8 protein-coding genes are annotated in these 14,620 nt (G+C 67.7%); 1 reads left to right on the top strand and 7 read right to left on the bottom strand.

The features are described 5' to 3' along the window. Positions 1-3: 3 nt before the first annotated feature. The 7 genes from SLW56_RS15890 to SLW56_RS15860 form a co-directional block, all read right to left on the bottom strand. A complete protein-coding gene (locus SLW56_RS15890; protein WP_320695162.1) occupies positions 4-2,490 on the bottom strand; it encodes an exo 1,3/1,4-beta-D-glucan glucohydrolase in 2,487 nt (828 codons plus the stop codon). An 89-nt stretch (positions 2,491-2,579) separates the two neighbouring features. Further along, positions 2,580-3,914, bottom strand: a complete 1,335-nt coding sequence (gene xylA / locus SLW56_RS15885; protein ID WP_320695128.1) for a xylose isomerase — start codon at positions 3,912-3,914, stop codon at positions 2,580-2,582. A 44-nt stretch (positions 3,915-3,958) separates the two neighbouring features. Then, entirely contained in the window at positions 3,959-5,491 is a 1,533-nt protein-coding gene (gene xylB, locus SLW56_RS15880) for a xylulokinase (RefSeq protein WP_320695127.1), read from the bottom strand. A 24-nt stretch (positions 5,492-5,515) separates the two neighbouring features. Continuing rightward, a complete protein-coding gene (locus tag SLW56_RS15875) occupies positions 5,516-7,045 on the bottom strand; it encodes a tryptophan halogenase family protein (protein WP_320695126.1) in 1,530 nt (509 codons plus the stop codon). A 13-nt stretch (positions 7,046-7,058) separates the two neighbouring features. Further along, positions 7,059-8,060: a cupin-like domain-containing protein gene (locus SLW56_RS15870; RefSeq protein ID WP_320695125.1), complete on the bottom strand. Its 1,002-nt coding sequence runs from the start codon at positions 8,058-8,060 to the stop codon at positions 7,059-7,061. Positions 8,061-8,080: 20 nt separating this feature from the next. Further along, a complete protein-coding gene (locus SLW56_RS15865) occupies positions 8,081-8,839 on the bottom strand; it encodes a SapC family protein (protein WP_320695124.1) in 759 nt (252 codons plus the stop codon). Between the two features lie 95 nt (positions 8,840-8,934). After that, complete coding sequence (locus SLW56_RS15860; protein ID WP_320695123.1) at positions 8,935-12,066, bottom strand: TonB-dependent receptor; 3,132 nt, start codon at positions 12,064-12,066, stop codon at positions 8,935-8,937. A 403-nt stretch (positions 12,067-12,469) separates the two neighbouring features. On the opposite strand from SLW56_RS15860, the gene SLW56_RS15855 reads away from it, so the two are divergent. Next, on the top strand, positions 12,470-13,447 hold the full coding sequence (locus SLW56_RS15855; RefSeq protein WP_320695161.1) for a LacI family DNA-binding transcriptional regulator: 978 nt from the start codon (positions 12,470-12,472) through the stop codon (positions 13,445-13,447). Positions 13,448-14,620 lie beyond the last annotated feature (1,173 nt).

Raw genomic sequence — 14,620 nt, 5'->3', positions numbered from 1 at the left:
GGCTCACGCGCTCGGGCATGCGACAGTGCTCTCCGCTTCGTTCAATGCGCCGAGCGCGACCCGCGACACCGACAGCGTCATCGCGCCCGCCGTGGTCAATGCCCACGGACGATCCAGCTTGCTCAGATCGGCGCCGGCCGCCGCCAGGCACTTGAGCGGCACGCCCACGCGCTTCCACTGGCCGACCGGCAGGGCTGTCAGCGTCGATCTGATCGCCACCCGCGCGGCGCAGCCGCTGCCGCAGCCGACCGCCAGCCACGCCTCGCCCTGCGGGGCGGCGTCCACGCGCAGCGTGGTCACCAGCATCAGGTCGCCATTGCTCTCGCGCTGCAGGTCCAGCGGCGTATGCGACTGCAGCGCGACCACCGCCTCGCGTCCACCCGACCAGGCGAGGCGGCGGCCATCCTCCTGCGCCAGGTGGTCCACGCCGGTGACCTTGAGCAGCGCGCCCTCAAGCGATTCCGGCACGCGGGTGACGGTGACGCCCTGCCCGGTGATGCCTTCCAGGCGCAGCGCCATGCCCGGGCCGGCCGCGCCGCGGGCGAAGAACACGCCGGCCGCAGCTTCGTTGCCGGTGAGGCCGGAGACCTCCGGCAACCTGGCCAGGTTGCCATTGTCGGCGTAGCGCAGGCCGTAGCCGAAGGCGAACAGCGGGTCGTAGCCCTTCTGCCCCACGTTGTTGGCGTATTGCGTCGCCGTGCGCGGCCAACTGAAACTCAACTTGCCCTTGAAGTCGTGCTGCACGCCGCCCTGCGGGTTGCGCAGCAGCACGTCGGCGATACCCGCACCTTCCGAACCCGGCAGCCACGCCGCCACGAAGGCATCGGCCGCGTTGAGTTCGCGGTTGACCCACAGCGGGCGCCCGCTGAGGAACACCGCGACCACGGGAATGCCGTCGGCCTTGAGCCGCTTGATCAGCGCCAGGTCGGTGTCGTCGCCCGGCTTGTAGGCCAGGGTCGGCCGATCGCCCTGGAACTCCGCGTAGGGATTCTCGCCGAACACCACCACCGCGACGTCCGGCTTGGTCGTGTACGTGCCGTCGACCGACAGCACGGCCTCGCCGCCTGCGACCTTGGCCTGCTGCGCGAAGCCCTCGTAGATGGTGTCCGCATTCGGGAAATCCTTGCGGGTGGTACCGGTGCCCTGCCAGTTCAGCGTCCAGCCGCCGGCCTGCTTGCCGACGTCGTTGGCGCCGTCGCCGGCCACCAGGATGCACTGCTTCGGCGACAGCGGCAGCACGCCGCCCTGGTTCTTCAGCAGCACCAGCGACTCGCGCACCGCCTGCCGCGCCACCGCGCGATGCGCCGGCGCACCGATCAGCGCGAACTGGCCACCGACCGCGCGCGCCGACGGCTTGCCCGCCTCGAACAGGCCCAGCCGCATCTTGACCCGCAGGATCCGGCGCACCGCATCGTCCAGGCGCCGTTGCGAGATGGTGCCGTTCTTCGCCGCCGCCAGCGTGGTGGTGTAGAAGCCCTTCCAACTGTCCGAGGCCATGGCCATGTCCAGGCCGGCGTTGATGGTGGCAGGGCAGTCGGTCGGCGTGCAGCCCTTGACCTGTCCGTGGCCGTTCCAGTCGCCGACCACGAAGCCGCCGAAGTGCATGCGCCCCTTCAGCGCGTCGGTCAGGTAGGTCTTGTGACCGTGCATCTTTTCGCCGTTGACGCTGTTGAACGAGGCCATCGCGGTCTGCGCGCCGGCGGCGATGGCCGGCGGATAGCCCGCGGCGTGGATGCGGACCAGCTCGGCTTCGCCGATTTTGGTGTCGCCCTGGTCGCGGCCGTCGGTGGTGCCGCCATCGCCCAGGAAGTGCTTGACCGAGGCGATCACATGGCGCCCATCGAGGAAGTCCGGCGTACCCACCTTGCCCTGCAGCCCCTCGACCATCGCACCGGCGTAGCTGGCCACCACCTCGGGCGATTCCGAATAGCCCTCGTAGGTGCGTCCCCAGCGGTCGTCCTGCGGCACCGCCACGGTCGGCGCGAAGGTCCACTCCATGCCGGTGGCGCGGGTTTCCAGCGCGGTGATTTCGCCGATCCGGCGCAGCAGCGCCGGGTTGCGGGTCGCGCCCAGGCCGATGTTGTGCGGGAACAGCGTGGCGCCGACGATGTTGCTCTGCCCGTGCACGGCATCGATGCCGAACAGCACCGGAATCGCCTTGCCGCCATGCGAGGTGTCCATCGACGCCGCATAGAACGCATCGGCCAGCGCCAGCCACTCGGCCGGCGCGGCGTCGTAGCGGCCGCCGGGATCGGAATTGCCGCCGGCCAGGATCGACCCCAGGCGATATTTGCGTACGTCCTCCGGCGTGAGGCTGCCGATATCGCCCTGCACCAGTTGGCCGACCTTCTCCTCCACCGTCATGGTGGCGATCAGCGCGGTGAGGCGCTTTTCCAGCGCGGGATCCTCGGGCAGCGGCCAGGTCACGCTGGGCCAGGGGCTGGCCTCCGCGCGAGCGGGCGCCGCGGCCTGGACGTCGCCCTTGCACACGGCAAGCGCGAGCAGCAGTGCGGCCAGCAACGCGCCGCTGTGGCGGGTGGAATCGGTGTCGGTCACGGCGCTGCTCCTTGCCGCCGCGCTCAGCGCAGCAGGTACTGGTTGATCAGGTTCTCGTAGCGCTCCTGGCGGCCGCTGATCTGCCGCGGCTCGCCGCCCTTCGCGCCCAATGCCGCCAGCTCGGCGAGGCCGAGCGCGCCGCGCGCGAACTGCTCGCCGGCGCCACTGTCGAAGCTGGCATAGCGCTCCCGGCGCCACTGCTCCCAGGGCGAGTCGGTGAGCAGCGCGTGGGCCACTTCCAGCCCGCGGGCGAAGGTATCCATGCCGCCGATGTGGGCAATGAACAGATCCTCGAGTTCGGTGGACTCGCGGCGCACCTTGGCGTCGAAGTTCAGGCCGCCCTCCAGGCCGCCCTGGCGCAGCACCACCAGCATGGCGCCGACCGTGTCGTACAGATCGGTCGGAAACTGGTCGGTATCCCAGCCGTTCTGCGCGTTGCCGCGGTTGGCGTCGATGCTGCCCAGCAGGCCGTGGTCGGAAGCGACCTGCAGGTCGTGTTCGAAGGTGTGGCCGGACAGCGTGGCGTGGTTGGCCTCGATGTTGAGCTTGAAGTCCTTGTCCAGGCCGTGCGCCTTCAGAAAGCCCGCCACCGTCGCGCTGTCGAAGTCGTACTGGTGCTTCATCGGCTCCATCGGCTTGGGCTCGATCAGGAAGTTGCCTTTCAGGCCGATGCTGCGGCCGTAGTCGCGCGCCATGGTCAGGAAGCGCGCGAAGTGCTCCAGTTCGCGTTTCATCTGCGTGTTGACCAGCGAGGCATAGCCTTCGCGGCCGCCCCAGAACACGTAATGCTCGCCGCCCAGTTCCACCGTCGCTTCCAGCGCCGCCTTCACCTGCACGGCGGCGCGCGCCACCACGGCGAAATCGGGATTGGTCGCGGCACCGTTCATGTAGCGCGGATGCGAGAACAGATTCGCCGTGCCCCACAGCAGCTTCATGCCGGTCGCGTCCTGGCGCGCCTTGGCCAGGCCGACCATGTGCTTGAGGTTCTTCTCGTACTGGCCGGCATCGTCGGCGTCCGGCGCCAGGTCGATGTCGTGGAAGCACCAGTACGGCACGCCGAGCTTGGTGAAGAACTCGAACGCCGCATCCACTTTCGCCTCGGCGCTGGCCAGCGGCGCACCGACTTCCCAGGGGAAGTGGCGCGTGCCCGGGCCGAACGGATCCTGCCCGGCGTTGCAGAAGGTGTGCCAGTAGCAGACCGCGAAGCGCAGATGTTCCTGCATGGTCTTGCCGCCGACGACCTTGTTGGGGTCATAGACCTTGAAGGCCAGCGGGTTGTCCGAGCCGCGGCCTTCGAAGGGGATGCGGCCGATGCCGGGGAAGTATTCCTTGCTGCCGATAAAGGGCTGGGTATGCATGGTGCGGGTTCCTGTAGTGGTGGGAGGGCGTGCGAAACGGGGAATCAGCCGCGGAACAGCGGCAGGCAGGCGTCGAGATGGCGCAGAAAGCGTGCATAGGCCGCGGCATAGGCCTGGGTGCGCGCCGGATCCGGACGGGCGGACAGCTGCGGATCGACCGCCACATGCTGTTGCGCGATGTCGGCGATGGAAGCGGCATCGCCGCGTGCCAGGCCCACGGCCCACAGCGCCTGCAAGGCCGCACCGAACGCCGCGCCTTCCGGCTGCGTAGGCACGTCCACCGGCAGGCCGAACACATCGGCCACCAGTTGCCGCCACGCGCCGCTGTTGCTGCCGCCGCCGGTCAGCACGATGCGCTCGAAGTGCATGCCGGCGCGCACGAATGCGTCGAAGCCGTACTTCAGGCTGTATGTCGCCCCTTCCATCGCCGCGCGATAGAGGTGGGCCGGGGTCATGTTGTGCGTGTCCAGGCCCGCCAGCACCCCCTTGCCCAGCGGCAGGTCGGGCGTGCGCTCGCCGTTGAGGAACGGCAGCATCACCAGGCCGTCGGCACCGGGCGCGGTGGCGTGCAGATGCGCATCGCCGTCGCGTGTGCTGAAGCCGAACGCGGCGGCGACCTGTTCGGTCGCCACGGTGCAGTTCATCGTGCAGATCAGCGGCAGCCAGCCGCCGGTGGAGGAGCAGAACGCGGCCCACGCACCGTCCGGGTCGACCACCGGTGTGTCGGAGTAGGCGAACAGGGTGCCGGAGGTGCCCAGGCTCATCGCCAGGCGACCGGGCACGACGCAGCCGGTACCGATGGCCGCCATCATGTTGTCGCCGCCACCGACGGCGACCTTCAGCGTCGCCGGCACACCGAGCAAGTTGGCCGCGGCCGGGTCGATGTCGAACAGGGCATCGGGTGCGGCCAAACGCGGCAGGCAGTCCGCCAGGTCGCGCTGCGGATCGGTGGCGCGCAGCAGCTCGGTCGACCAGGTGCGCGTGCGCACGTCCAGCCAGCCCGTGCCCGACGCATCGCCGTATTCGCAGAAGCGCTGGCCGGTCAGCACGAAGTTGAGGTAGTCGTGCGGCAGCAGAATGGTGGCGAGGCGCGCGTAGGCGTCGGGCCGGTGCGTCTTGGTCCACGGCAGCTTGGAGGCGGTGTAACCGGTGAGGATCGGATTACCCGCCAGTGCGATGGTGCGTGCCGCGCCGCCGAGCGCGTCCATGATCTGCACGCACTCGGCCGAGGTGCTGGTGTCGCACCACAGCTTGGCCGGTGCCAGCACCTCGCCTGCCGCATCGACCGGCACGAAGCCATGCTGCTGGCCCGAGACTGCCAGCGCGCCGAGGCGCGAGCGCAGCGCAGGATCGATGGCCTGGAAGCAGGCCTGCAGGGCCGCGACCCAGTCGGCCGGATGTTGTTCACGGCTGCCATCGGCGGCGGAATGCAACTCCAGCGGCGCGCTGCTGCTGGCCACGACGCTGCGCCCGACCGGGTCGTAGACCACGACCTTCAGGCTCTGCGTTCCCGCATCGATTCCGGCTACCAGTTCCCTTTCTTCCACGTCGTACCACCTTTTCGTTAGCGCTATCATTTTTGGACGACAGCGTGTGTGCCGTTACGCCAGGGATACGCTCCGCTGCCAGACGTCCGGGGTCGCCTTGCAGTAGCGTTCGATGAACTCCGCCTGCGACGGCATCGCCGCGCTGGCCTGCTGCAGCGGCTGCCGGATCCGCGTCAGCAGCGTGCGCAGATCCGCATCGCCGATGGCGGCGGCCAGCGGATGCGGCGGTCCCGGCTGGATGCCCTGCCCCAGCAACACGCTGGTCCAGGAGTCCACGCGGAACAGTTCGCCCGGGTCCTGCCAGGCGTGCGCCCGCTCGCGCCAGGCGCGCAGCCGAATCGCCAGCGACTCGGGCAGCGCCATCTCGCGGCAGGCTTTCCACATCGGCTCGTCGCGCTGGGTGGCGTGGTAGTGCAGGATGATGAAATCGCGCACGTGCTCCATCTCCTGGCGGCTGACCGTGTTGTACAGCTCCACCAGCGCCGGGCTGATGCCGTCGTGAGGAAACAACTGGATCAAGCGCACCACCGCGCTGATGGTCAGGTGGATGCTGGTCGATTCCAGCGGCTCGATGAAGCCGCTGGCCAGGCCCAGCGCCACCACGTTCCTGTTCCACGCCTGCAACCTGCGCCCGCTGCGGAACGGCACCAGCCACGGGTCGCGCAGCGGCGGGCCGTCGACGTCGCGCAGCAGCTTGGCGTGCGCCTCGTCGTCGGACAGGTGCCGGCTGGAGAACACCAGTCCGCAGCCGACCCGGTGCTGCAGCGCGATATGCCAGCGCCACCCGGCCTCGTGCGCGATGGCACGGGTATACGGCACCGGCGGCGCGACCGCCTCGGTCTGCACCGCGACGGCGCGATCGCTGGGCAACCACTCGCGCCAGTCCTCGTAGCCGGTGTGCAGGGTCTGCTCGGTCAGCAGGCCACGGAAGCCGGTGCAGTCGATGAACAGATCGCCCTCGATGAGCTGCCCATCTTCCAGCAGCAGCGCCGCGACCGAGCCGTCGTGCGCATGCTGCCGTACCTCGCGGATCTGCCCTTCCACCCGGCGCAGGCCGTAGCCTTCGGCCTTCTTGCGCAGGAACTTCGCGTAGAGCGCGGCATCGAAGTGATAGGCGTAGTTGACCTGCGGCTGGGTCTCCAGCGAGAACCGGTCCGCACGCGAGGCCACGCTCTCCAGGCAGAAATCGCCCAGGTCCGACGGCATGCCGCGGCGCAGGCTGTCCAGCCAGAAATGATGGAACGGCGTGGCCAAGGTGCCCTGCCCGATCGTGCCGAACGGATGGATGAAGCGATCGCCCGGACGGCGCCAATGTTCGAACGAGATCGAGAGCTTGAACGTGCCGGCCACGGCGCGCAGGAACTCCTGCTCGTCGATCTGCAGAAAGCGGTGGAAGGTGCGGATCGGCGGCACGGTCGACTCGCCGACGCCCACGGTGCCGATCTGCTCGGACTCCACCAGGGTGATGTCCAGGCGATCGCGGAACTGGTGCGCCAGCGCGCAGCCGGCCAGCCAGCCCGCGGTGCCGCCGCCGGCGATGACGACCTTGCGGATGCGTCCGTCCGTTGTGGTGGCAAGGTTCAAGGTGATGCTCCCATCAGCGATTCAGCCGCGCCAGCAACTGCGCGCGCGTGCGGCGCGCCCGTGCCTCGTCGAACGGGGCCAGTTCGCCCCGCGCGGCTTCGGGCAGGTGCTGCCCTGCGCGTTCGCCGGGGCCGAACACGTAGTAATCGAAGAGCTTGGCCCAGTCCTGCTTCTCGCGCGCCGGCAGATCGCGCAGCGCCCACATCGCGTGCTGCAGCGCCGTCAGCGGCGAGGGCAGGAAGGCCGGCGCACTGCGCCACCAGTAGTTCACCAGCACGTTGAACGGCGCGAGGCTGCGTACGTGGTGCCACCACATGCTGGGGATGAACAGCGCATCGCCCGGCTCCAGCTCGACGTGCCGCGCGCTGGCCAGCGCATCGCGGAAACGCGGATAGCGCGCGAAGTCGGGGCGGTCGACATCCACCACGCTGACCACCTGGCCGCCCGGCGTCGGCTCCAGCGGCCCCGGATACAGGTTGTCGATCTGCTCCGGCGGAAACAGGGTGAAGTGGCGCCGGCCCACCGCACAGCAGGCCAGGTTGTCCGGCGTGTCGAAATGGCAGGACGCCGTGACCCGGTTGCCGATCCAGATGCTCGGCGGCGCATCGACGCCCTGCCCGGCCAGGCCGGCATCGTTGGCCTGCGCGAACCCCGGCAGCGCCCGCTCGATCGGCAGCGACGCGACATAGTACGTGGGCGGCCGCGGATCCTCGAAGGTCGTGGCAATCGCGTCCAGCACCTGCGTGAGCGTTCCGCGCCGGACCTCGAAATTCAATTCGGTGAAGTCGGCGTTGTAGAACGGGCGTCCCTCGATCCCGGGTTCGCCGAAGGAATACGGAACGGGCACCCCCGTATCGAAGCTGCGCAGGTAGGCCATTGCGTCCTGCGTGGAGCGCAGCCCGGCCTGCATCAGCCCCCAATCGCGCACGATGCCGCGCAACACCACCGGCTCCCCCGCCGCCACCAGGTCCTGCAGTGGCAGCGCGGTGGGCTGCACGTCTTCCAGTGTCCGCATGGCTGCGCCGTCCGGCACGCTCAATTCCTGCCTGCCGCGCCAGCGGTATCCTGCAAGCGCAGGCGTCGCTGCTTCTCGGCGATCAGGCGGCGCATGTTGTGCAGCGAGGCCAGCATCAGATACGCGCCTTCCAGATAGCCGGCGCGGTTGAGCGCGGCCAGCGCGGCGCCGTCCAGTTGGGCCAGGCGCTCACGGTCGATCGCGTGCAGGCCGTTCACGCCGACGCGGTGCTGCGCATCGAGCTGCACGTCGAGCGCCACCGGCTGGATCAAGCCGTGTGCATCGAGCGCGGCAAACATCTCCGCGCCGAATGCATGGCCTTCGTGGATGCCGCGCAGCACGCCGGCGATGTGGTCGAGATAGGGCGTGTTGCCGCCCTGCGGCAGGAATACCGGCTCGCCCTGCATCGCCGTCACCCGCGGATGCTCCATGTCCACGTGCAGCACCGCGTCCTGGGTCAGCACGCCATCGATGCGCTGCTCCTGGAAGCCGATCAGGAACGGCCCCTTGGCCGCCGCTCCCGGGAGATAGGAGGCCATCCAGCGCCGGTCCTGCAGGAACAGGTTCTCGTGCTGCTCGAACCCCAGCAACGCAACGGACTGCCACTCCCCCGTCGCTGGATCCTTGCGCAGGAAGATCGGATATTCCCGCTGCAGCTCGGCGTACTCGCTAGGGTAGGCCGGCACCATCCCCACCGCGTCGCCGAACTCCGGACCGAAGTCGGTGGCCACGCGCAGGTCGCGATGGGCGATGTTGTTGAGCATCTCGTAACGCGGCATGGTGGTGCGCACTCCCCTCTGGAGTCCGGCACGGGGCGCCGCCGCAATCGCAGCGGCGCCCGTGGCGACATGCGAAGAGAACCTCTCCGCCTTGTTCAGAACTTATAGCGAACGCCCAGCATATAACGCGGGCTCTGGTCGGCCAGCTTCACAATCATCTTCGAGGTGCGCGAGCGCCAGCGTACGTCCTCGCCGGTCAGGTTGATCGCCTCCAGGCCGAACGACCAGTGGTCGTTCAACGTGTAGTTCACGCTGAGATCCCACTGTTCGTAGGGCTCCACATAGTACGGGTTGCGGCTGGTACCCTGGTTGGCCAGGATCAGGTACTGGTCGCGCCAGTTCCAGGCCAGGCGCACCGACCAGCCGTACTTTTCGTACATCAGCACCGCGTTGGCGGTGTCGCTCAGGCCGGTGAGCGCGAACTGGTCGATGCCCGGGTCGCCACCATTGTCGTAACCGACGTCGCCCTTGACGATGGTGTAGTTGGCGAGGATGCCGAACCCGGTGTCGCCGAGGAAGTACTGCCCGCCGAGCTCCCAGCCGTGCAGCTTGGCCTGGTTCTGGTTGATCGGACGGTTGACGTTGAACTCGTACAACGGGTCGTCGGCCTCGCCGTAGAGATCGTAGGCCGCTTCGGTCGCCAGCACCTGCGCGCCGGTGCCGTTGTAGGCGGCCAGGCCGGCCGGGTTGTTGCGCAGCAGGGCCAGCGCGGTGAACAGCGAGGTGTCGTTGGCCGAGCAGGCCGCCGCATTGGCCGGGCCGACCTGGGCGAGGCAGGCACCGCTGGTGAGGAACGCCAGCGCCGACTTCGCGTCCGGACCCGAGGTGGGATCGCGCAGGCCGTACAGATTCTCCTGCACGACGGTGTTGCCGATGAAGTTGTTGACCGACTTGTTCCAGTACGTCACCGACAGGTAGCTCGCATCGGCGAAGTACCACTCCAGCGCCAGGTCGAGGTTGTCGGACTCCAGCGGCTTCAGCGACGGATTCTGCGCCGTGCCGCTGGCCCGCGAGGACGGATCGATCAGCACCGAGCCGAACGGCTGCTGTGCCCCGGGGCCGGCATAGAGATTGCCGATCGGCGCGCGCGCGATGCTCTTGCCGAAGGAGACGCGACCCTTCAGCGTGTCGGTGAGGTCGATGCTGAAATCGAGGTTGGGCAGGATGTAGCTGTACGTGGTCTTCTCGCTGAACGGCTGCTGCTCGTTGGACAGCACCACGCGGAAGTCGTTGTTGGACTGCCACTGGATCGCTTCGGGCGTGGCGATGATCGAGGTCGACACCACGTCGGTGGTTTCGTAGCGCACGCCGAGCCGGGTATTGGTGCGCCGACCGGCCAGCTCGCCATCCAGTTCCACCTGGAAATACGCCGAGCGGGTCTTTTCCTCCACGAAGTTGTCGGCGGCGCGCTGCGGGCTCACGCCCAGGCCGACGCCGTACTGGCTGGCCGCCCATTCCGCCAGCCGGCCCGCATCGCCGCGCCATGCCGGCCAACTCGTCCCGCTGTAGTCATGGAACAGGCCGATGATGTTGACCGGCTGCATCAGGTTCATCAGGCCGCCGGCGGTATCGCGGTCGACGTTGGCCACGCCCCAGTCGCCCAGCGTGGAGTACGCCTCGGCGGCTTGGATGCGGTGGGTGGTCGACTTGTTGGTGTCCACGCCGAACTGGAAGCGGCCCTGGTCGAAGCTCCATTCGCCGTCGACGCGCGCCTGCTTGATCTGGCTGATCTGGCTCTGCGAGTTGACCCGCAGCACCTGCGAACCGATCTCGCCGGGCACGAAGCCCGGATTGACCACGCCATTGGCCTTGGCCGCGGCAGCGGCGTCGCTCGGATACCAGACCTGGGTGCCGATCGGCAGGCCATTGTTGAAGTTCAGCTCCTGCACCCAGGAGCCGCCGCAGTGCGGCCCGGTGGTGCAGTTGTTGGTGCCGGCGATGCTCATGAAGAGGGAGCCGCCACCGGTCAACGGATCGTTGGGACGGCTTTCGTTCTTCGAGTCGTGCGCGTCGAAGCTGAGCTTGAGCCGGTCGGTCACGTTCCACACCGCATTCAGACCGAGCGAGCCCAGCTTGTACTTCTGCATGCTGCGCTGCTGCTCAAGGCCGAAATCCTTGGTGCCGGCGATCTCGCGGATGTAGGTCGGCACCGCCACCGCGCCGCTGGTATCGAACGTCACATCGGTGTAGTTGCTGTTCTGCAGCCACATGCCCTGCTCGCCACGATTCTCGGTGATCTCGTTGGTCGAATAGGTGTAGTCCAGGGTCAGTGTCAGGCTGTCGGTGGGTGCGAACTGCAGCACCGCCTGGCCGTTGACGCGCTCGCGTTCGAACTCGGAGAACGCATAGCGCAGGTCGTTCGGCCGGGCATACAGCGCGCCGATCTGCGGCGCATTGACCACGGTCGGATTGCCGGGCATCGAGCCCGTCCACGGCTGCACGTTCCAATAGTTCTCGGTGGCCTGCACCGAGCCGCCCTTGCGCTTCTGGTAGCTCGCGCTCACGCCGACGCCGAAGGTCTTGTCCGGATTGCTGTAGCTGAAGATGCCCGACAGTTCCGGGGTGATGTCGTTGTCGAACGGCTGGCTGCGGTCGGAGACGGCCTTGGCGCCGGCACTGGCGACGATGCCCTGGTGGTCGAACGGGCGCGCGGTCAGGATGTTGATGGTGGCGCCGATGCCGCCGCTGGGCATGTTGGCCTGGCTGGTCTTGTAGACCTCGATGCCATTGATCGCTTCGGCAGCCAGCTGGGCGAAGTTGAAGGCACGGGTGCCGCCGTCGACGCCGCCGATGGCGACCTGGCCGGCAGCGCCGAACGCATCGGCGCCCGGCATCTGCCGCCCGTTGAGCGTCACCATGTTGAACTGCGGGCCGAAGCCGCGCGCGGTGACCTGCGCGCCTTCGCCATCGCGCCGTTCGATGGAGATGCCGGTGATGCGCTGCAGCGACTCGGCCAGGTTGGTATCGGGGAACTTGCCGATGTCTTCGGCACTGATGGCATCCACCACGCCCGCGGCGTCGCGCTTGATGTCCATCGCCTGGCTGAGGCTGTTGCGCAGGCCGGTGACCTGGACCGTGTCCAGCTGCGTCGGGCTGCTCTGAGCCTGTTGCTCTGCCGCCGGCGCGGGCGTCGACGCGTCCTGTGCGAATGCGGGATTGATGACCAGGACGCCACCGACGAAGGTGAACATGGCCCTGGATTTGAACTTCGCCAGCGTGCGGCTCATGGACGAGCCCCCAGGTCTGGGCTACGACGAAACATAGAAGCGCTCATGACTCTCCCCTCTGACATGCGATCGATGGATGTACCGCCCCTCCCCTAAGAGGCACGCACGGGCGATGCCCGTCTTCCACGCCGAACATCGCAGCGCGCTCTGCGTTCGCTGCGACTCAAAACTCCGTTTCAGGATTGCCAGACGACGCGCGATAAAGGCTCCCCCCGAGCCCGACTGCCGCTGATTGATAGCGCTATCATCGCGTCACGGCGCAGACTACGCACCCGGGACATCGCTTGTCATCATGCGTCGCAACAAAGGACCGCATTCCTTGAAGAACACCCCCAAAACGACGCGTCGAAGAGGGAACGCCATCACCATCGACGACGTCGCGGCGCATGCGGGCGTCTCGCCGATGACCGTCTCGCGCGTCACCCACGGTCACGCCGGCGTGCGCGAGAGCACGCGCGAGCGGGTGATGCGCAGCGTGCGCGCACTGGACTACCGGCCCAACCCGGCCGCCAGCGCGCTCGCCGCCGCGCAGCACACCTGCATCGCGTTGATCTACACCAACCCCAGCTCCAGCTATCTGCGCGAACTGCTGGTCGGCGCGCTGCGTGGTTCGACCCGCGTGGCGGCGCAACTGGTGATCGCCACGTGGGACGGACTGGGTCCGCGGGCACGCCGCGAGGCCGCACGCACGCTCTGCAGCAGCGTGGCCGGCGTGATTCTCCCCGCGCCCTTGTGCGAATCGAAAGCCATCGTCGCTGTGTTCGTCGACGCCGGGATTCCCGTCGTCTCCATTGCGTCGAGCCGGTTCAGCGACAGGCTGTCCTGCGTGCACATCGACGACCGCCGCGCCAGCCATGACATGGTCTCGCACCTGATCGCGCACGGGCATACGCGCATCGGCTACATCACCGGCGACCCGAACCAGACCGCCAGTGCGCACCGCTGGCAGGGTTACCGCGATGCCCTGGCGGATGCGGGCATCGACTACGACGCCGCGCTCGTGCAACCGGGCGACTTCACCTATCGCGCCGGGCTAGAGGCCGCCGAGCGACTGTTGGCGTTGCGGGCACGCCCCAGTGCGATTTTCGCGAGCAACGACGACATGGCCTCGGCGGTGGTGTCGGTGGCGCATCGTCGCCGCCTGAAGGTGCCGCAGGATCTGTCGGTGGTCGGATTCGACGACACGTCGGCGTCGACGATGGTGTGGCCGGAGCTGACGACCATCCATCAACCGGTGGCGGACATGACCGATGCGGCCATCGATCTGCTGCTGCGGGAGATCCGGCAGGGGGCCGGTTCGGGGCGTACCTGCGTCAATCATGTTGTGCCGCACCGGCTGGTCACGCGCGATTCCGTCTCGCGGCCGCTGCTGGGTCGCTAGCTTCCTATCGTCGGGCGCGGACTGGGGGAGAACGTCGAGGAACGTCCGTGCCTCATGCGCGTCGCACAACGGCACCGTCAGCGAGTACTGTTGTTGCCGTTGCTCTTGCAGTGGCTTTGGCTTTTGACTTGCCGGGTCCCCTTCCGAAGCGGCGGCCATCGCGGGGAAAAACCCCGAAGGGGCGGCGCACATGGACGTGCGCCGTCCGCGGCAGGGGCAGGATGCCCCTTCCGCGGATCCCCGTGATGGACGCGGACCCGGAGCGCGTTAGCGCGGAGGGCGCGAGGTAGGGTGTGCTTTCTTTTGGTTACTTTTCTTTGCACAAGCAAAGAAAAGTGACTCGCCGCCAGGCGAAAGCTTTGCTCTTGTACTTACTGCTACGGCGGCGACCGCTGAATTGTAGGAGCGGCTTCAGCCGCGACAGACACAATGGATTATCGCTGTCGCGGCTGAAGCCGCTCCTACAGATATTCTCGTCCGACAGACAAACTTCAAGCAACGGCAACAGCAACGTCAACAGCAAAGGCTTTAAAGGCTTTAAAGGCTTTCGCCCTTTCGGGCGAGTTACTTTTCTTTGCTCGCGCAAAGAAAAGGTAACCAAAAGAAAGCGCGCCCTGCCTACGCGCCCTCCGCGCTGCGCGCTCCGGGTCCGCGAACCAGACGGGATCCGCGGAAGGGGCATCCTGCCCCTGCCGCGGACGGCGCACATCCCTGTGCGCCGCCCTTCGGGTTTTTCCCACCTGGTTCGCCGCTTCGGAAGGGAACCCGGTAAGTCAAAATCCAGAACAACAGCAACAACAGAAGCAAGAGCAGGAGCAAGAGCAGGAGCAACAGCGACAGCAACGGCAACGGCAACGGCAACGGCGTGGATCAGCTTGCTCTGGCGCAGCGCGGACACTCACGACACAACACCCATACCGCCGCCCACACGTCACCAACACATACACCACTCGCCACCCACCGCATCGGCCAAGTCGTCGACAAGATCGCCGCACCAGCGCGCACCATCAGCCTCGCAACTGCGCTACCTTGCACCCAAAGCGCCCTCGCGCCCATGCCGCCCCGGAGATCCCCATGCCCCTGCTCCATCGGTCCCCCGCCGCGCCACCGCATGCAGGCCACCATCGCGCCTGGCGCATCGGCTTGGCCCTGCTGTGCGCCCTGATCGGCGCG

Origin of the sequence: Xanthomonas sp. LF07-6, assembly GCF_034105445.1 — a bacterium.
GTDB lineage: Bacteria > Pseudomonadota > Gammaproteobacteria > Xanthomonadales > Xanthomonadaceae > Xanthomonas_A > Xanthomonas_A sontii.
This window is presented reverse-complemented; position numbering and strand designations above follow the sequence as displayed.